The sequence below is a fragment of the Streptomyces sp. NPDC058198 genome, from assembly GCF_042882605.1.
Classification (GTDB): domain Bacteria; phylum Actinomycetota; class Actinomycetes; order Streptomycetales; family Streptomycetaceae; genus Streptomyces.
Map to the genome: position 1 here is coordinate 216,239 of NZ_JBHVVP010000003.1, position 23,824 is coordinate 240,062.

General features: G+C 70.7%; 23 protein-coding genes and 1 pseudogene. 16 read left to right on the plus strand and 8 right to left on the minus strand.

The window, feature by feature from the left end:
- The first annotated feature begins 340 nt into the window (after positions 1–340).
- The 5 genes from ACFVWW_RS13220 to ACFVWW_RS13240 are packed head-to-tail and all read left to right on the plus strand — an operon-like array spanning position 341 to position 5,940.
- Positions 341–1,966 carry an ABC transporter substrate-binding protein gene (locus ACFVWW_RS13220; protein WP_384337112.1) on the plus strand — a complete coding sequence of 542 codons (1,626 nt, stop codon included), beginning with the start codon at positions 341–343 and terminating at the stop codon, positions 1,964–1,966.
- A 56-nt stretch (positions 1,967–2,022) separates the two neighbouring features.
- Positions 2,023–2,946, plus strand: coding sequence for an ABC transporter permease (locus ACFVWW_RS13225; RefSeq protein ID WP_384189946.1), 924 nt, complete (start codon positions 2,023–2,025; stop codon positions 2,944–2,946).
- Positions 2,939–3,925: an ABC transporter permease gene (locus ACFVWW_RS13230; protein ID WP_384189944.1), complete on the plus strand. Its 987-nt coding sequence runs from the start codon at positions 2,939–2,941 to the stop codon at positions 3,923–3,925. Before ACFVWW_RS13225 ends, ACFVWW_RS13230 begins: the two co-directional genes overlap by 8 nt.
- Before the next feature lie 13 nt (positions 3,926–3,938).
- The gene (locus ACFVWW_RS13235; protein ID WP_386878407.1) at positions 3,939–4,928 is read left to right on the plus strand and encodes an ABC transporter ATP-binding protein; all 990 of its coding nucleotides are present in this window, start codon (positions 3,939–3,941) and stop codon (positions 4,926–4,928) included.
- The gene (locus tag ACFVWW_RS13240) at positions 4,906–5,940 is read left to right on the plus strand and encodes an ABC transporter ATP-binding protein (RefSeq protein WP_386878406.1); all 1,035 of its coding nucleotides are present in this window, start codon (positions 4,906–4,908) and stop codon (positions 5,938–5,940) included. The genes ACFVWW_RS13235 and ACFVWW_RS13240 overlap by 23 nt, the downstream gene beginning before the upstream one ends.
- 160 nt (positions 5,941–6,100) lie before the next feature.
- On the opposite strand, the gene ACFVWW_RS13245 is transcribed toward ACFVWW_RS13240, so the two are convergent.
- Entirely contained in the window at positions 6,101–8,248 is a 2,148-nt protein-coding gene (locus ACFVWW_RS13245; protein WP_386878405.1) for a prolyl oligopeptidase family serine peptidase, read from the minus strand.
- Positions 8,249–8,451: 203 nt separating this feature from the next.
- Here ACFVWW_RS13245 and ACFVWW_RS13250 point away from each other — a divergent pair, with 203 nt between their 5' ends.
- From ACFVWW_RS13250 to ACFVWW_RS13265, 4 genes are all read left to right on the plus strand, one after another.
- Entirely contained in the window at positions 8,452–8,646 is a 195-nt protein-coding gene (locus ACFVWW_RS13250; protein WP_114622452.1) for a DUF2304 family protein, read from the plus strand.
- A 57-nt stretch (positions 8,647–8,703) separates the two neighbouring features.
- Positions 8,704–9,591: an N-acetyl-1-D-myo-inositol-2-amino-2-deoxy-alpha-D-glucopyranoside deacetylase gene (gene mshB, locus ACFVWW_RS13255; protein ID WP_386878404.1), complete on the plus strand. Its 888-nt coding sequence runs from the start codon at positions 8,704–8,706 to the stop codon at positions 9,589–9,591.
- Positions 9,588–9,998 (plus strand): DUF6113 family protein, encoded by a 411-nt coding sequence (locus tag ACFVWW_RS13260; protein WP_384189931.1) that lies wholly within the window; start codon positions 9,588–9,590, stop codon positions 9,996–9,998. The genes mshB and ACFVWW_RS13260 overlap by 4 nt, the downstream gene beginning before the upstream one ends.
- A 195-nt stretch (positions 9,999–10,193) precedes the next feature.
- Positions 10,194–12,251: a hypothetical protein gene (locus ACFVWW_RS13265; protein WP_386878403.1), complete on the plus strand. Its 2,058-nt coding sequence runs from the start codon at positions 10,194–10,196 to the stop codon at positions 12,249–12,251.
- A 109-nt stretch (positions 12,252–12,360) separates the two neighbouring features.
- Here the strand turns inward: ACFVWW_RS13265 and ACFVWW_RS13270 are convergent, their stop codons facing one another.
- Positions 12,361–13,191 (minus strand): transglutaminase-like domain-containing protein, encoded by an 831-nt coding sequence (locus tag ACFVWW_RS13270; RefSeq protein ID WP_386878402.1) that lies wholly within the window; start codon positions 13,189–13,191, stop codon positions 12,361–12,363.
- Between the two features lie 17 nt (positions 13,192–13,208).
- Positions 13,209–14,216: a GNAT family N-acetyltransferase gene (locus ACFVWW_RS13275; RefSeq protein ID WP_386878401.1), complete on the minus strand. Its 1,008-nt coding sequence runs from the start codon at positions 14,214–14,216 to the stop codon at positions 13,209–13,211.
- 140 nt (positions 14,217–14,356) lie between these two features.
- Between ACFVWW_RS13275 and fdxA the strand changes: the two genes are divergently transcribed.
- The gene (fdxA, locus tag ACFVWW_RS13280; RefSeq protein ID WP_003985062.1) at positions 14,357–14,677 is read left to right on the plus strand and encodes a ferredoxin; all 321 of its coding nucleotides are present in this window, start codon (positions 14,357–14,359) and stop codon (positions 14,675–14,677) included.
- A 79-nt stretch (positions 14,678–14,756) separates the two neighbouring features.
- Complete coding sequence (gene dapC, locus ACFVWW_RS13285) at positions 14,757–15,875, plus strand: succinyldiaminopimelate transaminase (protein ID WP_386878400.1); 1,119 nt, start codon at positions 14,757–14,759, stop codon at positions 15,873–15,875.
- 104 nt (positions 15,876–15,979) lie between these two features.
- Here dapC and ACFVWW_RS13290 read toward each other — a convergent pair whose 3' ends face one another.
- Both ACFVWW_RS13290 and ACFVWW_RS13295 read right to left on the minus strand, forming a co-directional pair.
- Positions 15,980–16,342, minus strand: coding sequence for an ATP-binding protein (locus ACFVWW_RS13290; RefSeq protein ID WP_384189919.1), 363 nt, complete (start codon positions 16,340–16,342; stop codon positions 15,980–15,982).
- A gap of 286 nt (positions 16,343–16,628) precedes the next feature.
- Positions 16,629–17,573 (minus strand): hypothetical protein, encoded by a 945-nt coding sequence (locus tag ACFVWW_RS13295; protein ID WP_386878399.1) that lies wholly within the window; start codon positions 17,571–17,573, stop codon positions 16,629–16,631.
- A gap of 82 nt (positions 17,574–17,655) precedes the next feature.
- On the opposite strand from ACFVWW_RS13295, the gene dapE reads away from it, so the two are divergent.
- Together dapE and ACFVWW_RS13305 are read left to right on the plus strand one after the other, a co-directional pair.
- Positions 17,656–18,735, plus strand: coding sequence for a succinyl-diaminopimelate desuccinylase (dapE, locus tag ACFVWW_RS13300; RefSeq protein ID WP_384189913.1), 1,080 nt, complete (start codon positions 17,656–17,658; stop codon positions 18,733–18,735).
- A gap of 91 nt (positions 18,736–18,826) precedes the next feature.
- The gene (locus ACFVWW_RS13305) at positions 18,827–19,576 is read left to right on the plus strand and encodes a TIGR00730 family Rossman fold protein (protein WP_384189910.1); all 750 of its coding nucleotides are present in this window, start codon (positions 18,827–18,829) and stop codon (positions 19,574–19,576) included.
- A gap of 35 nt (positions 19,577–19,611) precedes the next feature.
- Here ACFVWW_RS13305 and folP read toward each other — a convergent pair whose 3' ends face one another.
- A complete protein-coding gene (gene folP, locus ACFVWW_RS13310) occupies positions 19,612–20,484 on the minus strand; it encodes a dihydropteroate synthase (RefSeq protein WP_384189907.1) in 873 nt (290 codons plus the stop codon).
- Positions 20,485–20,623: 139 nt separating this feature from the next.
- On the opposite strand from folP, the gene ACFVWW_RS13315 reads away from it, so the two are divergent.
- Both ACFVWW_RS13315 and ACFVWW_RS13320 read left to right on the plus strand, forming a co-directional pair.
- Positions 20,624–20,977, plus strand: coding sequence for a hypothetical protein (locus tag ACFVWW_RS13315; protein WP_384189904.1), 354 nt, complete (start codon positions 20,624–20,626; stop codon positions 20,975–20,977).
- Positions 20,974–21,558 carry a DNA-3-methyladenine glycosylase I gene (locus ACFVWW_RS13320; protein ID WP_386878398.1) on the plus strand — a complete coding sequence of 195 codons (585 nt, stop codon included), beginning with the start codon at positions 20,974–20,976 and terminating at the stop codon, positions 21,556–21,558. The genes ACFVWW_RS13315 and ACFVWW_RS13320 overlap by 4 nt, the downstream gene beginning before the upstream one ends.
- 70 nt (positions 21,559–21,628) lie before the next feature.
- On the opposite strand, the gene ACFVWW_RS13325 is transcribed toward ACFVWW_RS13320, so the two are convergent.
- The gene (locus ACFVWW_RS13325) at positions 21,629–22,432 is read right to left on the minus strand and encodes an enoyl-CoA hydratase/isomerase family protein (protein WP_386878397.1); all 804 of its coding nucleotides are present in this window, start codon (positions 22,430–22,432) and stop codon (positions 21,629–21,631) included.
- Between the two features lie 310 nt (positions 22,433–22,742).
- Between ACFVWW_RS13325 and ACFVWW_RS13330 the strand changes: the two genes are divergently transcribed.
- Positions 22,743–22,910, plus strand: coding sequence for a DUF3117 domain-containing protein (locus ACFVWW_RS13330; protein ID WP_003966491.1), 168 nt, complete (start codon positions 22,743–22,745; stop codon positions 22,908–22,910).
- Positions 22,911–23,034: 124 nt separating this feature from the next.
- On the opposite strand, the pseudogene ACFVWW_RS13335 reads toward ACFVWW_RS13330, so the two are convergent.
- Positions 23,035–23,701, minus strand: a pseudogene (locus ACFVWW_RS13335) (O-methyltransferase).
- Positions 23,702–23,824: the final 123 nt, after the last annotated feature.

Here is a 23,824-nt window from a genome sequence, read left to right on the forward strand (position 1 = left end):
CGAAGGACGCCGCGGTCGTGCCCACGGGCTATGCGGACCTTGTCAACGTCATTGATGCAGGGTCAATGAATCGCAGGCGGCCTTGAAGCCCTCTTTTGTAGCTTGACCAGTGCATGACTAGTTCATGGGCCAAGCATGTTTTCCCTTTGGCTCAATCGAAGGGATGTTCACGACGTAGCCGGAAGATCTGGGCATTGAGTTCGATATGTGGCCACCGGTTCTTCGGAATGCGTACATCCGGGGGGTGCGCCGCTCGCACGGGCGGGGTAAATGAGCGTGTCGTGCGTTATCGATCAATATGTGATCTTACAAAGGACACGTACTCCGAGGAGGTACTTCCATGCGCGGAGCCACGCATGCCCGGTGGGCCGCATGCGCGGTGGCCGCCGCCCTCGCCGCGACGGCCTGCGGTGGGGGGACCGGCGCCGTCGGCGGCGTCAACGGCGTGGTGCGCTCCTCCTGGGGTGACCCGCAGAACCCGCTGGAACCCGCGAACACCAACGAGGTCCAGGGCGGCAAGGTCCTCGACATGATCTTCCGGGGGCTGAAGCGGTACAACCCGAGGACCGGCAAGGCCGAGAACGCCCTCGCGGAGAAGATCGACACCACGGACTCGACGCACTTCACCGTCACCGTCAGGAACGGCTGGACCTTCAGCAACGGCGAGCCGGTCACGGCAAGGTCCTTCGTGGACGCCTGGAACTACGGTGCGAACCTCAGGAACAACCAGAAGAACGCGTACTTCTTCCAGTACATCGACGGGTACGACGCGGTCCACCCCGCCTCGGGGCAGCCCACCGCGCAGACCCTGTCCGGCCTGAAGGTCACCGGCGCCCGGACGTTCACCGTCACGCTGTCGCAGCGCTTCTCCACCTGGCCGGACACCCTGGGGTACGCCGCGTTCGCGCCGCTGCCCAGGACCTTCTTCGACCACCACGCGGCCTGGCTGTCCAAGCCCGTCGGCAACGGCCCGTACACGGTCCAGAATTACACCAGGGGCGCCCAGATGTCCCTGCGCACCAGGAAGGGCTACCCGGGCGACGACAAGGCGCTGAACGGTGGCGTGGACCTCGTGGTCTACACGGACAACAACACCGCCTACACCGACCTGGTCGCGGGCAATCTCGATCTTGTCGACGACGTCCCGGCCGCGCAGCTCAAGAACGTGAAGGCCGACCTGAGCGGCCGGTACATCAACACCCCGGCCGGCATCATCCAGACCCTCGCCTTCCCCTACTACGACCCGGCGTGGACCACCCCGGCCGCCGCCAAGGTCCGCACCGGCCTCTCCATGGCGATCAACCGCAAGCAGATCACCGAGACGATCTTCCGGAAGACCCGCACCCCGGCGACCGACTGGACCTCTCCGGTGCTCGGCGCGGACGGAGGCTACAAGGCCGGACTCTGCGGCGGGGCCTGCGACTTCGACGCGGCGACGGCCAAGAAGATGATCTCGGACGCCGGCGGCATCCCCGGCGGCGCGCTCACGATCACGTACAACGCCGACACCGGATCCCACAAGGAGTGGGTCGACGCGGTCTGCAACAGCATCAACAACGTGCTGGGCAACGACACGTCCTGTGCCGGCAAGCCCGTCGGCACCTTCGCTGACTTCCGCAACCAGATCGGGGGGAAGAAGCTGACCGGGCCGTTCCGGGCGGGCTGGCAGATGGACTACCCGCTGATCCAGAACTTCCTCCAGCCGCTCTACTACACCGACGCCTCGTCCAACGACGGCAAGTGGAGCAACGCCCAGTTCGACCAGCTGGTCGACGAGGCCAACGCCGAGACGGACCCGAAGACGGCGATCGGGACGTTCCAGCGGGCCGAACGGGTCGTACGGGACCAGATGGCCGCCATCCCGCTCTGGTACCAGAACGGCAGCGCCGGCTACTCGGACCGGGTCAGCCAGGTCGCGCTGAACTCCTTCAGCGTGCCGGTCTACCACCGGATCAAGGTCAGCTGACCCCGGCCGGACCGTGCCTGTCCCGCATCCGACGAACACGACCCCCGGAGCGCCTCATGGGACGTTATGTGATCCGCCGTCTGCTGCAGATGATCCCCGTCTTCGTCGGCGCCACGCTGCTGATCTTCCTGATGGTCAATGTGATGGGCGACCCCGTCGCGGGGCTCTGCGGCGAGCGGCAGTGCGATCCGGCGACCGAGGCCCGGCTGCGCCATGACTTCGGCCTCGATATGCCGCTCTGGCAGCAGTACCTCACGTACATGGGGCATGTCTTCACCGGCGACTTCGGCACCGCCTTCAACGGCCAGAAGGTCATCGACCTGATGGCCACGGCCTTCCCGGTCACCATCCGGCTGACGATCGTGGCCGTCGTCTTCGAGGTCATCATCGGCATCACCCTCGGCGTGATCACCGGGCTGCGCCGCGGCCGCCCGGTCGACACCTCCGTACTGCTGCTGACGCTGGTGGTCATCGCTGTCCCGACCTTCGTGACCGGACTGCTGGCGCAGCTGGTGCTCGGCGTGCGGTGGAAGATCATCGGTCCGTCGGTCTCCGCCGCCGCGCCGATCGGTGAGCTGATCGTGCCCGGACTGGTCCTCGCCTCGGTCTCCCTGGCGTACGTCACCCGGCTGACCCGCACCTCGATCGCCGAGAACCGCCGCTCCGACTATGTCCGCACCGCCGTCGCCAAGGGCCTGCCGGGACGGCGGGTCATCACCCGGCATCTGCTGCGCAACTCACTGATCCCGGTGGTCACCTTCATCGGTACGGACATCGGCGCCCTGATGGGCGGCGCCATCGTCACCGAGCGGATCTTCAATATCCACGGCGTCGGATTCCAGCTCTACCAGGGCATCCTGCGCCAGAACACCCAGACCGTCGTCGGCTTCGTGACCGTGCTCGTCATCGTCTTCCTGGTCGCCAATCTCCTGGTCGACCTGTTGTACGCCGTTCTCGACCCGAGGATCCGGTATGCCTGAGCCGCAGCTTTCCCGGCCCGACGACGGAGCCGTCGCGGCGACCGGAGCCGGTGGCGGGATGGACCTCGCCACCAGCGAGGGATTCACCCTGGAGCGGGGCCCAGCAGGGCCCGACGGCGGCGGGCCCACCGGCAGGCCGCGCAGCCTCTGGTCGGACGCCTGGCGCGATCTGCGCCGCGACCCCGTCTTCCTCGTCTCGGGGCTCGTCATCGTCTTCCTGGTGGTCATCTCCCTCTGGCCGTCACTGATCGCCACCGGGAACCCGCTGTCCTGCGATCTCGCCAAGGCCCAGGAGGGCTCCCGGCCCGGCCACCCCTTCGGCTTCAACGGGCAGGGCTGCGACGTCTACACCCGTACCGTGTACGGCGCCAGGACCTCGGTCGTCGTCGGGGTCTGCGCCTCGCTCGGTGTCGCCGTCACCGGCTCGGTGCTCGGCGGTCTCGCCGGCTTCTTCGGCGGCTCCTGGGACGCGGTCCTCTCCCGGATCACCGACATCTTCTTCGGGATCCCGGTGGTCCTCGGCGGCCTGGTACTGCTGTCCGTGGTGACCAGCTCCACCGTCTGGCCGGTGATCGGCTTCATGGTGCTGCTGGGCTGGCCGCAGATCTCCCGGATCGCCCGCGGGTCCGTCATCACCATCAAACAGAACGACTTCGTCCAGGCGGCGCGGGCGCTCGGCGCCTCCAACACGCGGATGATGCTGCGGCACATCCTGCCCAACGCCGTCGCGCCGGTGATCGTCGTCGCGACCATCGCGCTCGGTACGTTCATCGCGCTGGAGGCGACCCTCTCCTACCTCGGTGTGGGGCTCAAGCCGCCGACCGTGTCCTGGGGAATCGACATCTCGGACGCCTCCCCGTACATCCGCAACTCCCCGCACATGCTGCTCTGGCCGGCCGGCGCGCTGGCGGTCACCGTGCTCGCGTTCATCATGCTCGGCGACGCGGTGCGCGACGCCCTCGACCCCAAGCTGCGCTGAGGAGCCCCGTCCCATGCTGCTCGAAGTCCGCGATCTGCGGGTGGAGTTCCACACCCGCGACGGCATCGCCCACGCCGTCAACGGCGTCTCCTTCGCGGTGGAGGCGGGCGAGACGCTGGCCGTGCTGGGGGAGTCGGGCTCCGGCAAGTCCGTCACCGCACAGGCGGTCATGGGAATCCTGGACATGCCGCCCGGCCGGATCACCGGCGGTGAAGTGCTCTTCCAGGGCCGGGATCTGCTGAAACTCACGGAGCGCGAGCGGCGCAAGGTCCGCGGCGCCGAGATGGCGATGATCTTCCAGGACGCGCTGTCCTCGCTCAACCCCGTGCTCACCGTGGGCGACCAGCTCGGCGAGATGTTCATCGTGCACCGGGGAATGTCCCGCAGACAGGCACGGGTGAAGGCCGTCGAGCTGATGGACCGGGTCAGGATCCCGGCGGCGAAGGAGCGGGCCGGCGACTATCCGCACCAGTTCTCCGGCGGGATGCGTCAGCGCATCATGATCGCGATGGCCCTGGCGCTGGAACCCTCGCTGATCATCGCCGACGAGCCGACGACCGCCCTGGACGTGACCGTCCAGGCCCAGGTGATGGATCTGCTCGCGGAGCTCCGGCGCGAACTGGACATGGGGCTGATCCTGATCACCCATGACCTGGGGGTCGTCGCCGATGTCGCCGACCGGATCGCGGTGATGTACGCGGGCCGGATCGTGGAGACCGCGCCGGTGTACGAGATCTACAAGGCGCCGGCGCATCCCTACACCCGCGGTCTGCTGGACTCGATCCCGCGCCTGGACCAGAAGGGCCGGCAGCTCTACGCCATCAAGGGACTGCCGCCGAACCTCCTGGACATCCCGCCCGGCTGCGCCTTCAACCCCCGCTGCCCGAGGGCCAGGGACGTGTGCCGGACGGACGTGCCGCCGCTCTTCGAGGTGACCGGGGACCGGCGGAGCGCCTGCTACTTCTGGAAGGAGACGCTCGATGGCCACAACCACGGCGGCTGAACCGATTCTGGAGGTACGGGACCTCGTCAAGCACTATCCGCTGACCCGGGGCATCCTGTTCAAGAAGCAGATCGGGGCGGTGCGGGCGGTCGACGGGGTCTCCTTCGACCTGGCGCCCGGCGAGACCCTCGGCATCGTGGGGGAGTCGGGCTGCGGCAAGTCGACCGTGGCGAGGATGCTGGTGCATCTGGAGCGGCCGACGGCCGGCCGGATCCGGTACCGGGGCCAGGACATCACCCAGCTGTCCGGACGCGCGCTGAAGGCGGTCCGCAGGAACATCCAGATGGTGTTCCAGGACCCGTACACCTCACTGAACCCCCGGATGACCGTCGGCGACATCATCGGGGAGCCGTACGAGATCCACCCCGAGGTGGCGCCCAAGGGCGACCGGCGCCGCAAGGTCCAGGACCTGCTGGATGTGGTCGGGCTCAACCCGGAGTACCTCAACCGGTATCCGCACCAGTTCTCCGGCGGCCAGCGCCAGCGGATCGGCATCGCGCGCGGTCTCGCCCTCCGGCCGGAGATCATCGTCGCCGACGAGCCGGTCTCGGCGCTCGACGTCTCCGTACAGGCCCAGGTCATCAACCTGATGGGGAAGCTCCAGGACGAGTTCAACCTCTCCTACATCTTCATCGCGCACGACCTGTCGATCGTCCGGCACATCTCCGACCGGGTCGGGGTGATGTATCTGGGGCGGCTGGCCGAGATCGGCTCGGACGCGGAGATCTACGAGCACCCCACGCATCCGTACACCCAGGCGCTGCTCTCCGCCGTGCCGCCGCCCGACCCCACGGCGCGCGAGCGCCGCGACCGGATCATCCTGGTGGGTGATGTCCCGTCGCCGGCGAACCCGCCGTCCGGCTGCCGGTTCCGTACCCGCTGCTGGAAGGCGCGGGAGCGCTGCGCGCTGGAGGTGCCGGAGCTGGCGGTCCCGGCGGTCTTCCGGGATCTGCCGGGGCCTGCCGCGCACCCCTCGGCCTGTCACTTCGCCCAAGAGGACAAACCCACGTAAATAGCAATAATTTCGTTAACGCGCGCGCAACTTGGCGGACCCCGCACCGATATACGGACGCGTCAGGCTGTACAGCGTACGGCCGTGCGGGTGCCGTAGACCGGCCGGGACTCCAGAGTCCTGGCCGGTCGCCTGCCGTGAGCCCGCCCTGCCCGACCGCTCAGGACATCCCCAGCGACCGCTTGAGGAAGTCGACTTGGAGCAGCAGCAGGTTCTCCGCGATCTGCTCCTGCGGTGTCATATGGGTCACCCCGGTGAGCGGCAGTACCTCGTGCGGCCGGCCTGCGGAGAGCAGTGCCGAGGAGAGCCGTAGCGTGTGTGCCACCACCACATTGTCGTCGGCGAGCCCATGGATGATCATCAGGGGCCGCGCGGGATTCTCCGGCGCCGAGAGCCCGTCGTCCGTCACGAGTGAGTTGGCGGCATACACCTCGGGCGCCTCCTCCGGGGTGCCGAGGTAGCGCTCCATGTAATGGGTGTCGTACAGCCGCAGATCGGTGACCGGGGCGCCCGCGACCGCGGCGTGGAAGACATCGGGGCGGCGCAGTACGGCGAGCGCGGCGAGATACCCGCCGTACGACCAGCCGCGGATGGCCACCCGCCCGGTGTCGAGCGGGAACCGCTCCGCGAGGTCCCGCAGCACCTCGATCTGGTCGTCCAGGGTGAGCAGCAGATTTCCCTTGACCGACTTCTCCCAGGCGGGTGACCGGCCCGGGGTGCCCCGGCCGTCGGCGACGATCACCGCGAACCCCTGGTCGGCGAACCACTGGGAGGTGAGATGCGCGTTCTGGGCGGCCACCACGCGCTGGCCGTGCGGGCCGGCGTACGGATCCAGCAGAACCGGAAGCGGACCATCCGCCTCCTGATAGCCGGTGGGGAGCAGCACGGCGCACGGAATTCGCTGTGCGCCCCCCTCAGTGAGCCGGGCGTGCGCCGTGAGCACCGGCTGCTCGGCGTACGAGGCGATCGTGGCGATCTGCTTGCCGTCCCTGAACACCTGCACGGACGATCCGGCGACGGCCGGCCGGGCCGAGACCAGCACCGTCACCCCGCCCGCCCGCACGGCGGAGTGCACCCCCGCGCCCGCCGAGAACCGCTCGATCCCCAGCTCGTTGACCCGGTACACATGGATCTCACCGGTCTCGGGACCGGCGGCCTCCGCACCGGCCGACGCCGAGACCAGGACGTCGTGCTCAGCGATGTCCAGCACCGCCCGCAGATGCAACTGCGCCCCCGTCAGCGCCCGGTCGCCGACCACCAGAACCCGTGCGCCCCCCTCGTCGGCGATCCTGACGAGCCTGCCGTCGGGCGCCCAGGCGGGCACCGCGGGGAACAGCTCCAGCCAGGCCGGATCCTCGTCCCGGTGCACGGTCCGGGTCGCGCCGCTGTCCGTGTCCACCGCCAGATACAGCTGGCCGCGCTGATCGCGGGTCTGTACGAGCAGCAGGGGCGCGCCCGCCGCCGACCAGTGGACCCGGGCCAGATACGGATAGGCGGCCCGGTCCCAGGTCACCTCCGTACGCGATCCGTCCAGACCGACGAGGAAGAGCCGCACCTCGGCGTTGGGGGTGCCCGCCGCCGGGTAGGCGACCTGGGCCGGCTCCCGGTCCGGGTGCGCGGGATCGGAGATCCACCACCGCCGCACCGGCGTCGTGTCCACCCGCGCCACCAGCAGCCGGTCGGACTCGGGGGACCACCAGTAGCCGCGTGAGCGGCTCATCTCCTCGGCCGCGATGAACTCCGCCAGACCGTAGGTGACATCGGCGCTCCCGGCCTCCTCCGGCCCCGCCAGCTCGCGGTCGCCCTCCCCGTCCGCCCCGATCACGCGAAGCGCTCCCTGGGCCGCGTAGGCGACGTGACGGCCGTCCGGCGAGGGCCGCGGGTCGACCACCGGTCCCTGGGCGGGCAGTTCGCGCGCCGTCCCGGCCCGCAGCTCGGCCGCGTACAGCCGCCCCGACAGCGCGAACGCGGCCAGTTCGACCGCGCCGTCCACCGCGTAGCCGACGATGCCTCCGGACCCCTCACGGCTCCGCTCGCGCCGTGCGCGCTCCTCGGTGGAGAGCCGCTCGGTGGCGCCGCCCAGCAGCACGTCCGGGTCCGCGGCGATGCGCTCACGCCCCTCGTCCGACGACGGGCCTTCGAGATCGAGCACCCAGAGCCGGTTCGCGCGGTCCGTCCCCGAGCCGGAACGCAGGAAGACCACCCGCGCGCCGTCGGGCGACACCGTGAACGCCCGTGGGGCGCCGAGCGTGAACCGCTGAGTCCTGGCGTGCTGGCGGGGGAAGGAGAGCTGCTGCCTCGAGGTCATGCGACCGAACTTTAAGGGTTGGGTCGCCGGTTCGGGCCGACCTAAGAGCTGTCCGTCAGCGTCCGTGCGCCCCCATGTGCTGCCGTGCACCGATCGATGCGTACGTACGGATAGTTATGATCCGTAGCGTTAGGTGGGTATGAACCTGCCGGGCACATGCATGCCGCGTTTTCCCTACGGAATATCTATGGAGGTGAACCGCCGTGGCACTCTCGATTTCGGCGGTGGTGCTGCTGGCGATCGTCGTCTTCCTGCTGGTCCGGAAATCCGGGCTGAAAGCCGGACACGCGGTGGTCTGCATGCTGCTCGGGTTCTACATGGCCAGTTCCTCCATCGCCCCCACCATCAGTGAACTGACCACGAACGTGGCCGGGATGATCGGCGGGATCAAGTTCTAGGGCCACCGGCCGGTCACCGGCCGGGGAAGACCACACGCCGCCTCGTAGGCTGTCCTCATGACCGATCTAGCCGCCCGCCGTCTGCTGCTGGTGCACGCGCACCCCGACGACGAGTCGATCAATAATGGCGCCACCATGGCCAGGTACGCCGCCGAGGGCGCGCAGGTCACCCTGGTGACCTGCACCCTCGGTGAAGAGGGCGAGGTCATCCTGCCCGACCTCGCCCATCTGGCGGCCGGTCGGGATGACACCCTCGGCGCCCACCGGATCGGTGAACTCACGGCCGCCATGCGGGAGCTGGGGGTCACCGACCACCGCTTCCTCGGCGGTCCTGGGCGGTTCCGGGACTCCGGGATGATGGGCCTGGAGCAGAACCACCGCGAGAACGCCTTCTGGAACGCGGACGTCGACGCGGCCGCCGGGTACCTCGTCGAGGTGATCCGTGAACTGCGCCCGCAGGTGCTGGTGACGTACGACCCGCACGGCGGTTACGGCCACCCCGACCACATCCAGGCCCACCGCGTCGCCATGCGCGCCGCTGATCTGGCCGCCGACGCCGCTGTCCGGCCGGAGCTGGGTCCGCCGCACACCATCGGGAAGATCTACTGGAACCGTGTGCCGCGCTCGGTCGCCGAGGAGGGCTTCGCCCGGCTGCGCGCGGCCGGTGCCGACTTCCCCGGCGTCGCCGCGATCGATGACATTCCGGGCGTGGTCGACGACGCGGAGATCACCGCGGCGATCGACGGCGGCCCGTACGCGACGCGCAAGGCGGCCGCGATGCGCGCGCACGCCACCCAAATCGCCGTGGACGGGCCCTTCTTCGCCCTCTCCAACGATCTGGGCCAGCCGATCTTCGCCGCCGAGTACTACCAGTTGGTGCGCGGTACATCCGGAGCGCCCGCCGGCGAACGTGAGAACGATCTCTTCGCGGGGGTGGGCGCGTGAGCGGTCAGCACCAGCCCGGTGGCGGGCTGTCCGGCCCGCCCAGACCCGGACGTATCGCCGCATATCTCACTCTGCTCGTTCTCGGGGCCCTGGTCGGCATCGCGGGCTCCCTCGTCCAAGGCGGCTGGTTTCCCGGCGGTTTGGCGCTGGCGCTGCTCGCCACGGCCGGACTCTTCTTCGGCGGGCTGTATGTCACCGGCACCCAGTTGGGCGTCGGGGCGCCCGCGGCCGGCTGGCTGATCGCGGCCGTCCTGCTGAGCATCGGCCGCCCGGAGGGCGACGGGATCTTCGCCGCGGGCTTCGGGCCGCTCGTCTACCTGCTGGGCGGCATGGTGGTGGCTGTGATGTGTGCCACCATGACGCGGTTGCCGCAACCGGGCACGAAGTCCGGCCGACTTGAGAAGTGACGCGTCCGGCTGCTGCTGAATTGACCCTGTCCGTACGGCCCGCGGAGCGTCGCTTCCCCTGGCCGTCGGGTGTCTGTCGGCGGAGGCCAGTATGGTGGTGCGCGCTCCGGGCCTTCCCTTCGCCTCCGGCATGGGGAACCTGAACAATCGCGTACCAGTAAGAACGGGCGGCGGAGCCAACCGGGAGAACTTGCTTTGAGTCGTGAAACTGACAGTTCGTCCTCCGGGCCCCAGGGGCGCGGCGGAGCCGCCTACCCCTCGGGGACACCGCCGTACGGATCCCGCCAGTATCCGTCGCTGCATCCCCAGCAGGACGCTCCGGAGGAGACGGACACCGCGCCGTCCCCGCAGCCGGACGAGCCCAGAACCGAGACCACGCTGACCACGCGCATCCGGATCAACATTCCGGGCTCGCGGCCGATCCCGCCTGTCGTGATGCGTACGCCCATGGGCGACAGCGACACCACCGACGGCCGGGGCATCCAGGCGGCCGAGCGCACGGGCGCCGTCCCCAGGCCCGACGCCGCCCAGGACGCCGCCGACGCCCGGCGGGACCAGGCCGCCGAGGAGAATCCGGCCGGTCAGGCCGGGGACCAGTCCACCAGCGACTGGTTCGCGCCCCGCAAGTCGGGGCCGGCGGGCATGGGCGCGGGCGCGGCCGCCGTCTCGGGCGGTCCCACGCCGCCTCCGGGCGACCCGGGGACCGACCGGGGCCCCGGTCAGCCGTACTACTCCGAAGGACCGCGGCCGAACCCGCCGACCGGCGGCGGCTCGCTCAGCGAGCTCGCGGCCGGGGCCGGTCACACGGGATCCGGGGGCAACGGCTTCGTGCCGGGCGGCCCGACCACCCCGCCGCTCGGCATCCGTCCCCCCGGTTCCGGTGCCGGGCCCCACGGCCCGACCACCGGACCCGCCACCGGCAGCTCATCGCTGGGCACCCCGCCCTCGTCGCTCGGCAGCCCGTCGGGCGCGGGCCAGGGCGGCTCACCGCGGATGTCCGACGACACCGCTGAGCTGACCCCGCAGCAGCACGTACCCGATCCCGGCCCCGGCGGCCATGTCTCGGGAGACACGCTGACCAGCGGAATCCCGGTGGTCCCGCCGGAGCACCGCTCGCCCTTCCCCGGCGCGGGCCCGCAGGGCGGAGGGCCGCACCCGGACGGGAGCCCCCGGTTCGACGGACCCGGCTCGCACGGCCAGGACCAGGGCTTCTCGAAGCCGGACTTCCCCGGCCCGGTCGGCTCCGCCCACGGCACCGCGCCGTCGGCGCCGGCCCCCGCGCGCGCCACGGCTCCGTCGCGTCCCGCCAAGAAGGGCCGCTCCAAGCTGGTCCTCCTCTGCGTCGCCGCGTTCGTGGTGGCCGGCGGTCTCTACGGCGCCGGCCTGCTCATGAACCGCTCCGATGTGCCCAAGGGCACCACGGTCCTGGGCGTCGACATCGGCGGCACCCGTGACGAGGCGGTCATCAAGCTCGACGCCGTCCTCGGCAAGCGCGCCGCCGCGCCGCTGCTGCTCAGCGTCGGTGGCAAGACGGAGAAGCTGGCCCCGGACAAGGCGGGACTCAGCCTGGACAGCCAGGCGACCGTCCGCGCCGCGGCCGGCAGCGACTACAACCCCGTCTCGGTGATCGGCTCGCTCTTCGGCGGTGCACGGGTCGCCGAGCCGGTGATCCCCGTCGACGACGAGAAGCTGAGCTCCGCGCTGACCGATCTGGCGGGCGTCTCGGGCTCGGCCACCGAGGGCACGATCAGGTTCGAGCCGAACCAGGCCGTTGCCGTCCCGGGCAAGTCGGGCACGTCGCTGGATGTCAGCCACTCGATCATCTCGGTACGGGACGCCTACCGAGCCCAGGTCCAGACGGGGAAGACGAACAGCGTCGAGCTGCCCGTCGCCACCCGCGAGCCGACGATCAGCCAGACGGAACTGGACCGGGCGATGAACGACTTCGCCAAGCCCGCGATGTCCGGCCTGATCACGATCAAGGCGGGGGACAAGCAGATCCAGTTCGGCCCCGCGAAGTCGCTGCCGAAGATCCTCTCCATGAAGGCGGTCGACGGAAAGCTCATCGACGTCTACGACAGGAACGCCATCGACCAGCTGCTCGAAGGCGTCTTCGACGGCATCACGATCACCAAGGGCGACGGCAAGCAGTACCCCGTCTCCTCCGCCGACGTGGCGCAGGCGATGCGCACGGCACTGCTCGGCAAGACCCCCGCCGAGCGCACTCAGGTGATCGAACTCAATCCCAGCTAAGAGACGCGTCTCGGAGCCCCCGCCCTCACCGGGCGGGGGCTCTGTCATGTCCCGGGGCATGTCCCGGGGCCAGCTGTGGGCCCGAGGCCCGTGCGCGACGGGGAGCCGCTCAGTTCAGCCTGGCCCGTGCCGCACGGGCCTTCCGGCGGATCGCCTCCGCCGTCGACGGTTCGACCGCCTCGACCACCCGTGCGTACTCCTCCATCTCCGCCGCCCCGTGCAGGAACTCCCCGCGCTGGACGAGCAGCTGGGCGCGGTCGTAGCGCAGCCTGGCCGGATGGGCGGGCAGCAGCAGGGACAGCTCGACCGCCCACAGCGAGACATCGGTGCGTTCCGGGCGGGCGGCGGCCCAGGCGCGGATGTTGTTCAGGACACGCAGGACGATGTCGAGGGGGTCGGCCGGCGCGAACATGGCGGGCTCCGGCGGCCCGCCCGTCGCGCCGGTGACGAGCAGCTCCGCCTCCGGGGCCGTCAGCAGCCGGCCGCCGTCGAACGGGTCCGCGAGGATCCGTTCGCCCGGATCCCCGAAGCCGACCACGAAGTGGCCGGGCAGGGCCACCCCGTACACCGGCGCTCCCGCCCGCCGGGCGACCTCGATCCAGACCACCGAGAGCAGAATGGGCAGCCCGCGTCTGCGCCGCAGCACCTCGGGAAGCAGCGAGGACTCCAGCCGTTGGTAGTCGGCGGCGTGGCCGCGGAAGCCGTGGCGCGTCCCGAGCAGTTCGCCGAGCGCGGCCGCCCAGGCACGCGCTCCCATGATGCCGAAGGGCAGCAGCCCGGCCAGCCGGTCCAGCTCGGCCTGGGCGGCGTCGAGACCGGCCTCGCCCAGGGAGGGGTCGGCCTCCGCCCCGACGAGCAGACAGAGCGTCGCCAGGTCGGGCCGCTCCGCGCGGGCTTCCTCGGCGAAGCGCCGGTGCCGGTCGCTGTTTTCCGGGAACATACGCGCCTCGTACCCGCTCAGGAGGATCGGAAGTGGTGGTAGCGGTGATGGACGGCGAAGCCCATGCCCTCGTACAGCGCGCGCGCCGCGTCGTTGTCCGACTCGACCTGGAGCCAGGCGGCGGACGCGCCCTCCTCCAGCGCGCGGCGGGCGAGGGCGGTCATCACGGCCGTGGCCAGGCCCTGGCGCCGGTGGGCGGGGTCGACCTCCACCGCCATGAACCCCGCCCAGCGTCCGTCGACCACACAGCGGCCGATCGCCGCCGGGACGCCCGTCTCCCCGGGCACCGAGGCGAACCACACCGAAGGGCCGCTGCTCAGTACGTGGAGCACATGGGGCCCGGGCACACCGGACCGCTGGTAACGCTGGAGCCATGGGGGGTCACAGCTCCGGTCGAGCCGCACCCGGGAGACGGCGCTCTCGCCGGGGCCTTCCTGGTCCCCGAGCCGCGCGAGCGCGCCGACGCGCAGCTCCGCGGTCACCTCCGGCCACCAGTCGCGCTTCTCCAGCTCCGCGCACAGCTGCTCCTGGGTGCCCTCGGCCCCGGTCGCGGTCTGGACGTACGGGGGCAGGCCCCGCTCCCCGTACCACCGCCGTACCCGGGCCAGCGCCTCGTCGAGCGGCACTCCGGGATCGCCGAGGGGCAGGACGGAATTGGCCCGCCGGGTGAATCCGGACGAGGCCCTGAGCCGCCACTGCCCGAGCGGCTCGCTCTCCACCGGCTGCCAGGCGCGGGCGCAGACCCGCGTCAGCTCCTCGAATGTCGCCGCGGGGCCCCGCCGTCTGGCCGGTGCGGCCGGCACCACCTTGCCCGCGACGACCGCCGCCTCGGGGATGCGGACGCTCTCACCGGTGCGTCGTGTGATCAGCAGCACACCGTTGTCCCAGGATGTGAGAACACCCACCGTGTCGGTGAACTTCTCGCTGCCGGGACCGCCCCCCGTCAACTGTCTGACTGATACACGTTTGCCCACGTCAGCCCGTGTCATTCGGACCTCGAACCGTCCGCCGGCAGTGAATTCCACAGCTCTGTACGCCCCTCCTGTTCGGATCGTGCCCAAGAACGGAGATACTAGGTGCGGGCATCGACGACGCCGCGCTCCCGCGCGCCCGTGGACGGAGCCGCAGATCGGCCCGCCGCGCCCTATCGAGGAGGAACGACAGCGTGACCTACGTCATCGCGCAGCCTTGTGTCGACGTCAAGGACAAGGCGTGCATCGAGGAGTGCCCGGTCGACTGCATCTACGAGGGCTCCCGGTCCTTGTACATCCACCCGGACGAATGCGTCGACTGTGGGGCTTGTGAGCCGGTATGCCCGGTCGAGGCCATCTTCTACGAGGACGACACCCCGGAGGAGTGGAAGGACTACTACAAGGCGAATGTCGAGTTCTTCGACGAGCTCGGTTCGCCCGGTGGTGCTTCCAAGCTCGGCCTGATCGAGCGTGACCATCCCTTCATCGCCGCGCTGCCGCCCCAGAACGGCTGACAGTGCGCCCCCGGTCCCGTACGGCTTCCCCGCCGTGCGGGACCGTGGTGTTTCATCCGCACGAGAAAGAGTGAGCACCGTGTCCGCAGTCTCTTCGCGCCTTCCCGACTTCCCCTGGGACAAGCTGGAGCCGTACAAGGCGACGGCCGCGGCCCATCCGGACGGGATCGTCGACCTGTCCGTGGGCACTCCGGTCGACCCGGTCCCCGCCCTGATCCAGCGAGCCCTGGTCGCGGCCGCGGACTCGCCCGGCTATCCGACGGTGTGGGGGACGGCCGCGCTGCGCGACGCGCTGACCGGCTGGACCGAGCGGCGGCTCGGCGCGCGTGGGGTGACGCACGCGAACGTGCTGCCGGTGGTCGGCTCGAAGGAGCTGGTGGCGTGGCTGCCGACGCAGCTCGGCCTCGGCGCCGGCGACCGGGTCGCGCACCCGCGGCTCGCGTACCCGACGTACGAGGTGGGCGCGCGGCTCTGCGGCGCCGAGCCGGTCCCGTACGACACGGACACATTTGCGGCTGACGCCGCGGGCACCGAGCTGGACCCCGCCGGTCTGAAGCTCCTCTGGCTCAACTCGCCCTCCAACCCCACCGGACAGGTGCTGGACCGGGACGAGCTGACGCGGATCGTCGCCTGGGCGCGTGAGCACGGCGTGCTGGTCTTCAGCGACGAGTGCTACCTGGAGCTGGGCTGGGAGGCCGAGCCCGTCTCCGTACTGCACCCGGACATCTGCGGGGGTACGTACGAGGGGATCGTCGCCGTCCACTCGCTCTCCAAGCGCTCCAACCTGGCCGGGTACCGCTCGGCCTTCCTGGCGGGTGACGCGGCCGTCCTGGCGGAGCTGCGGCACATCCGCAGGCACAGCGGGATGATGACGCCGGCGCCGGTGCAGGCGGCGACGGTCGCGGCGCTCGGTGACGACGCGCACGTACAGGAGCAGCGGGAGCGGTACGCGGCCCGCCGCGCGGCGCTGCGGGGCGCGCTGGAGGCGCACGGCTTCCGCATCGAGCACAGCGAGGCGAGCCTGTATCTGTGGTCGACACGCGACGAGCCGTGCTGGGACACGGTGGCGCACCTCGCGGAGCTGGGCATTCTGGTCGCGCCGGGCGATGTCTACGGTCCGGCGGGCGAGCGGCATGTGCGGGTGGCGCTGACGGCCACCGATGAGCGGATCGGGGCGGCGGTCAAGCGGCTGCGCTGAGGCCGGTTCCGTACGGCGCTCCACAGGAAGGGGCCCGGGGGCATGTGCGCCCCGGGCCCCTTCCGTGTGCGTCCTTCCGCGTGCTTCGTGGGTCGGCTCGTGGGTCAGCCGAGCGGCAGGCCCTTGCCGGGCAGCTGGCCGGTCGGCAGACCGCCACCGAGCGCGTCGGCCGGCGCGGCGGCCTTCTTGGCGCCCTTCGTCGCGGTCGAGGCCGTCTTGCTCAGCACCTCACCGGCGCTGCCCGCGGTGTCGCCGGCCATCTTCTGCGCGACGGGCGTCGTGGTCCTGCCGGCCGTGCCGACGGTGTCGCTCACGGCGGCGCCGTCGAGCGCGGTGACCGCGCTCAGGTCGGTGGCCTGCGGAAGCGCCGCCGCGTGCGCGAAGCCGGCCGCACCGACCACGGGGGCTGCGCCCGCCGCGACGATCAGCGCGGCACGGGCGATCCGACGGGTCAGGGGGAGGGACATGGTGCTCCTTTGACGGGAGAGAAACAGTGCTTGTCCGTCGATCGGACGCAGTGACAACCCCTCGAAGGGCGGTGAAGGATGCGGTGGGCCAGGGTAAAGACTTTGCAACGCGTCGCATTATCAACTACGGATAAAAGCGGACAAACGCTGCCGTTCGGGAAGTCCCGGTGAACCGTCACTTCGCCTGATGCGCAGGGGATTCGGCGCCTCGGACCGCCATGTCGAATCATCGGAAGAAATGCTGTTCCGGACGGGCGGAACTCCCCCGTCCGGGCGATGCGTCGTACTACTGCGCGGTGCGCATGCGGACTTCTCCCGCACCCTGTTTCGTGATCCCGCCGCCGGCCTTCCGCCAGCCCCTGTGCGCTTCCTTCGCGCTCCACACCCGGCCCGCGTAGGAAACCTCGTCGATCCGCAGCGCGTCCGCCTGGGCCACCGCCCAGTGCGCCAGTTCCCAGCCGCGCCGCGCCCCCGGACCGCCGCCGTCCGCGCCCGTCATGGCCGCCACCGGTACGGACACCTCGGCGGTCGCGCCCGGCGCCCCCGCGCCGTCGGCCGCCGGGTCCGCGGGCAGCACCTCGGAGCCGAAGGCCCGTACCAGCGCGGCCCGTACCTTCGCCGGGTCACCCGGCACGCTGCCGCCGTTCGGCGCCGAACAGGTGAGTGAGGCGCTGGACCGGCCGGTCAGCGCCGCGGCCAGCAGCGTGGCGTCCGGCTCGTGCTTCGCGTACGCCTGCGGGAAACCGCTGCGCTGGACGCGCTGCGCCGCCACCGTGAGCGGCAGCCGTGAATAGCCGGGGACCTTGGCGAGATGGTCGTAGAACTGGCCCGCCGAGTAGACCGGGTCCTGGATCTGGGCCGCGGTGCCCCACCCCTTCGAGGGACGCTGCTGGAAGAGACCGAGCGAATCCCGGTCGCCATGGTCCAGATTGCGCAGCGTGGACTCCTGGAGGGCGGTCGCCAGCGCGATCGTGACCGCACGCTCGGGCAGCCCGCGGGTGGTGCCGACCGCGGAGATCGTCGCCGCGTTCGCGGCCTGCTCAGGGCTCATCTCGTACGTCGGGCTGTCGCCGCCCCGCCCGTCTGCGGCCTTGACCACACAGCGGGGAGCGCCTCTGCCGCCGGTCTCGTACTGCATGAGGACATACGCGCCCAGGGCCAGCAGCACGACGAAGGCGGCCGCGGTACGCAGGAGGCGGCCGTGACGGGAGGGAGAGGCGGTCTCGGACACGAGGCCACCGTACTGGAGACGGACCGCACCGGCGCGAGGGTGCGGACGCCGCGACGCACTGGGCAGGACCTAGAGTCGGATCATGTCTGAGACCCTGCTCGACCTCACCCTGGATGGCCCGGCGCTCACTGCCCGTCTGGTCGACTTCCCGTCGGTCAGCGGCGAGGAGAAGCCGCTCGCCGACGCGATCGAGCAGGCGCTGCGCACCCTGCCGCATCTCACCGTCGACCGGTACGGCAACAATGTCGTGGCCCGTACGCACCTGGGGCGCGGTGAGCGGATCATCCTGGCCGGGCATATCGACACCGTCCCGATCGCCGACAACGTGCCCTCCCGGCTGGACTCCGACGGGGTGCTGTGGGGCTGTGGCACGAGTGACATGAAGTCCGGGGTCGCCGTACAGCTGCGGATCGCCGCGACGGTCCCGGAGCCCAACCGCGACCTCACCTTCGTCTTCTACGACAACGAGGAAGTCGCCGCACATCTCAACGGACTGGGCCATCTGGCCGAAGCCCGTCCGGACTGGCTGGAGGGTGACTTCGCCGTCCTGCTGGAGCCGTCCGACGCCCAGGTCGAGGGCGGCTGTCAGGGCACCCTGCGGGTCTTCCTCCAGCTGGCGGGGGAGCGGGCACACTCCGCGCGCAGTTGGATGGGTTCCAACGCCATTCACGCCGCCGCGCCGATCCTGAACCGCCTCGCCGCGTACGAGCCGCGGCGGCCGGTCATCGACGGTCTGGAGTACCGGGAGGGCCTCAACGCCGTACGGATCGAGGGCGGCGTCGCCAACAACGTCATCCCCGACGCGTGCACGGTCGTCGTCAACTACCGCTACGCGCCGGACCGCAGCGAGGAGGAGGCCCTCGCCCATGTCCACGAGGTCTTCGCGGACTGCGGGGTCGTGGAGTTCGTCGTGGACGACCACTCGGGTGCGGCCCTGCCGGGCCTCTCGCACCCCGCCGCGGCCGCGTTCATGGCCGCCGTGGGCGGTACGGCGCAGCCCAAGTTCGGCTGGACGGATGTCTCACGGTTCGGCGGGCTGGGGGTGCCCGCGGTCAATTACGGCCCCGGTGACGCGCTGCTCGCCCACAAGCGCGACGAGCACGTGGCCGTCGAGCGGATCACCCACTGCGAGAACCGGCTTCGTCAGTGGCTCACCAAGTGAGGGCCTGACGGACTGCCGCAATTTCGCCTTTTGTCACGTCCGTGGACCTACCCTTGCCGAGAATGAGGCACAGCAGCGGAGGGAGCAGGTCATGGGCATGCCTGACGGGGCGCAGAGGCCGGAGGAACAGAGGATCGGACCGGTGATCCGCCGCCGGGAGCAGGTGCAGCCCGGTACGACCGATCAGCGGCTGCTGGACACCGAGGGTGACTCGGAATGGGTGCACACCGATCCCTGGCGGGTGATGCGCATCCAGTCGGAGTTCGTGGAGGGCTTCGGTGCCCTCGCCGAACTTCCCAGCGCCATCAGCGTCTTCGGTTCCGCCCGTACGCCGGTCGGTTCCCCGGAGTACGAGGCAGCGACCCGTATCGGCGGGGCGCTCGTCGACGCGGGATTCGCGGTGATCACGGGCGGCGGTCCCGGCGCGATGGAGGCCGCGAACAAGGGGGCGCGGGAGGCGGAGGGCGTCTCCGTGGGCCTCGGGATCGAGCTGCCCTTCGAACAGGGGCTCAACCCGCATGTCGACATCGGCGTGAACTTCCGCTACTTCTTCGTCCGCAAGACGATGTTCGTGAAGTACGCGCAGGGCTTCGTGGTCCTGCCGGGCGGCCTCGGCACGCTCGACGAACTGTTCGAGGCGCTCACGCTGGTCCAGACCCGCAAGGTCACCCGCTTCCCGATCGTCCTGTTCGGCACGGCGTACTGGGGCGGCCTCGTCGACTGGCTGCGCGACACGGTCGTGGCGCAGGGCAAGGCGTCCGAGAAGGACCTGCTGCTCTTCCATGTCACGGACGATGTGGACGAGGCGGTCGCGCTGGTCACGAAGGAGACGGGCAAGTAGCGGCCGGGGCGGCCGCTCCGGCGACGGAGCGGCCGTCAGGCCAGGCCCCGGCGGGCCACCGCCGGGGGGCGGTGGCCCGCGAGGCTGGCGACCATGTCCAGCACCTGCTTCGTCTCCGCGACCTCATGGACGCGGTAGACCCGGGCCCCGAGCCACGCCGACACCGCGGTCGTGGCGAGCGTGCCGATCACCCGCTCCTTGACCGGCTTGTCGAGCGTCTCGCCGACGAAGTCCTTGTTGGACAGGGAGACCAGCACCGGCCAGCCGGTCTCCGCCATCTCGCCCAGCCTGCGGGTCGCCTCCAGCGAGTGCCGGGTGTTCTTCCCGAAGTCATGACCGGGGTCGATCATGATCCCGTCCCTGCGGACGCCCAGCTCCAGCGCGCGCTCGGCCAGTCCGAGCGTCACCCGCAGGATGTCCTCCATCACGTCGTCGTACGCGATCCGGTGCGGCCGGGTCCTCGGCTCGGCCCCGCCGGCGTGCGTACACACCAGTCCCGCGCCGTACCGCGCTGCGACCTCGGCGAGCCGGGGATCCACCCCGCCCCACGCGTCGTTGAGCAGATCGGCGCCCGCCGCGCAGACCGCCTCGCCCACGTCGTGCCGCCAGGTGTCCACGCTGATCACCACGTCCGGGTGGCGACGGCGCACCTCGGCCACGAAGCCGACCGTACGGCGGGCCTCCTCCTCGGCCGTGACCTCGTCGCCGGGGCCCGCCTTCACCCCGCCGATGTCGATGATGGCGGCCCCCTCGGACACCGCGCGCTCGACGCGGTCGAGGGCCGGTTCGTCGCGGAAGGTCGCGCCCTGGTCGTAGAAGGAATCCGGAGTGCGGTTGACGATCGCCATGATCACCGGCTCGTGCGCGGCGAATTCCTGACGGCCCAGCCGCAACGTCCCGCTGCGCATCCCCTGTGTCCTCCTCGCGATGGCCCGCCTGCGACCTTAACCGTCTTCACCAACCGTCTTCACCGCCGGCGAGCGTCCGCACGGCCGGCAGCTCATGGCACGATCGGCACCGGACGTTTTCCTGCCCGGGGAGAAGCTCGTGTTCTTGTTCTTGCTCATCGCGATGGTCGTGGTCGTCGCCGCGGTCACGCTCGCGGTCGTCGGCGGCGGCGACAACGCGGTCCTGCCGGAGACCGCTCCGGAACAGCTGGTGGACCCCCTGCCCGTGAACCGCCCGGTCGGCCGCGCCGATGTCGAGGCGCTCCGGCTGCCGGTCGGCGCGCGCGGCTACCGGATGGCGGATGTCGACGATGTGCTCGGCCGGCTCGGCGTGGAGCTCGCGGAGCGGGACGCGCGGATCGCGGAGCTGGAGGCGGCGCTGGCCGGCGCCCAGGCGACGGCGATGTCCTCCCGCGACCTCTTCAAGAAGCCGGGAGAGGAGACGGGCCGGTGACCGACGGGACCGCTGTGGCGGGTCCTGACGGGCGGCTGCGCTGCCCCTGGGGCCTGTCGACCGAGGACTATCTCGCCTACCACGACTCCGAATGGGGCCGTCCGGTCCGGGGCGACGACGCCCTCTTCGAACGGCTGTGCCTGGAAGCCTTCCAGTCCGGTCTGTCGTGGATCACGATCCTGCGCCGGCGGGAGGGCTTCCGCGCTGCCTTCGCCTCGTTCAAGATCGCGTCCGTGGCGGAGTTCACCGACGCGGACCGGGAGCGGCTGCTCGCCGACCCGGGCATCATCCGCAACCGTGCCAAGATCGACGCCACGCTCGCCAACGCGCGCGTCCTCGCCGACTGGTCCCCCGGCGACCTGGACACCCTGATCTGGTCGTACGCCCCCGACGCGGCGAAGCGCCCGGCACCCAGGACCACCAAGGACGTCCCGGCGGTCACCGACGAGTCCACGGCGCTGTCCAAGGCCCTCAAAGCGCGTGGCATCCGCTTCGTGGGCCCCACCACGGCCTACGCCCTCATGCAGGCCTGCGGCCTGGTCAACGACCATCTGGCCGACTGCGCCTCGCGCGACGTCTGAGGACGGCCCACGCAGGCCGCGCCGGGGGGCAGGGGGCCGAACCCCCGGCCCCCTGCCCCTGGTGGAACCCTCAGCGGCCCACGTACCGCGGCTTCTCCTTCGCCAGGAACGCACGCACCGCGATCGTGTGATCCTCCGACCCGCCGGCCCTCGACTGGAGTTCGTCCTCCTTCTCCAGCGTCTGCGCCAGCGAGTGCTCCGCGCCGTACGCCAGGGACTCCTTGAGCGCCGCGTACGCCAGCGTCGGGCCCTCGGCCAGGGACCGGGCCACGGCGAGGGCCTCGGCCGGCAGGTCGGCCGTGGGGACGAGGCGGTTCACCAGCCCCAGTTCGTACGCCTCCGGCGCGGCCACCGAGCGCGGGAACAGCAGCAGATCCGTGGCGCGGCCGCGCCCGACCAGCCGGGGCAGCGTCCACGAGACCCCGGAGTCCGCGGTCAGCGCCACCCCCGCGAAGGACGTGTTGAACGCGGCCGTCTCCGCCACGATCCGGTAGTCCGCGGCGAGGGCGAAGCCGAATCCCGCGCCCGCCGCGACCCCGTTGACCCCCGCCACGACCGGCTTCGGCATCTGCGTGATCGCCCGGAGAATCGGGTTGTAGTGCTCGCGCACCGTGCTCATCGTGTCGCCGGAGCCCGACTCCCGGTCCGCTTCGAGCAGGGCCGTGTGCTCCTTGAGGTCCTGTCCCACACAGAAGGCCCGGTCGCCCGCCGCGGTCAGCAGTACGGCCCGCACGGCGGAGTCGGCCGCCGCGTCCGTGAGCGCGTCCCGGAGCGCGACCTTGGCCTCGGTATTCATCGCGTTCATGGCCTCGGGCCGATTGATCGTGATCGTTGCGAGTCCGTCACTCACCTCGTACAGCACGGTGTCGGCCATGATCGGTCCCTTCGCGGCTCGGGCAGTCTGTCCGGCCCCAGCATGGCGGAGATCCCCGGCGCCGGGCATGTGACCTGCGTCTAAGAAAGTGGGGCCCTCGCGGAGCGTACGGCGGCGAAGTATCGCAGGCGGATCGCCGAATTGAGTGGTTTTGCGAGAGCGCGTTGCGCAAGCGATGCCGGCCGATGTTGGTCATCGGGTCCAGCCATGCGGGATAATGGGCTTGAAGCAACGTGTTCGATGCCGGTGACACAGCGCCTGTCATGGGGCCGCCGGCTGCGATGAGCTGGTTTCAGGAAGGGGAACGAGCATGGCGGCCATGAAGCCGCGGACGGGCGACGGCCCGCTCGAGGTGACCAAGGAGGGGCGGGGCATCGTCATGCGCGTTCCGCTCGAAGGCGGCGGTCGGCTTGTCGTCGAGTTGACTCCGGACGAGGCGGACGCACTCGGCGACGCGCTGAAGAAGGTCGTCGGCTGAGCGGAACGCTCACAGTCTTCGGGGTCGAGGGTCACCCCCGGATCGACACCGACGCTGCCCCGGTACGGACCAGTCCGTACCGGGGCAGCGTTCTGTTTTCAGGGGGGCCGGGGCCGGGTACGACTCAGCCGCGCCGGACCGCGCAGAGCAGCCCGTCGCCCACCGGCAGCAGGGACGCCAGCAGCTCCTGGCTCTCCCGTACCGTCCGCAGCAGCTCCCGCAGCCGGAGGACCTCCGCGGGCTGGGCCGAGGAATCCACCGTCCGGCCGTCCGCGAACACGCCTTCGAAGCAGACGAGACCGCCGGGCCGGAGCAGACGCAACGATTCAGCGAGGTAGTCGAGGCACTCCAGCCGGTCGCCGTCGCAGAAGACGAGGTCGTACCCGCCGTCCGCCAGCCGGGGCAGCACATCCAGGGCGCGGCCGGGGATGAAGCGCGCGCGGTTCCCGGTGAAGCCGGCGGCCCGGAAGGCCTGCCGGGCGAACTGCTGGCGCTCCGGTTCGGTGTCGACCGTGGTCAGGACGCCGTCCGCGCGCATGCCCTGCAGCAGATACGTCCCCGAGACGCCGGTGCCCGTTCCGATCTCCGCGACCGCTTTCGCACCCAGCGTGGCGGCGAGCAGACGCAGCGCGGCACCGGTGCCTGGTGACACCGGGCGAAGACCTGTCTCCCGGGCCCGGTCACGGGCCCAGCGCTGTGCTTCGTCCTCGGCGACAAAGGCGTCGGCGAACGCCCAGCTCGTCTGCCGGTTGGCGGTAATGACCCTCTCCTTGTCCCCGTTGGCGGCGCAACGGTGACTGTATCCGCTGCACCCGGGAACCCGCAGATGGGACCAGGCGTTATCCCGGCACGGGGAACACAGGGATCACGACCTGGGACCGGCCCCAAACTCGCGTAAAGATTCTTATCCGGAG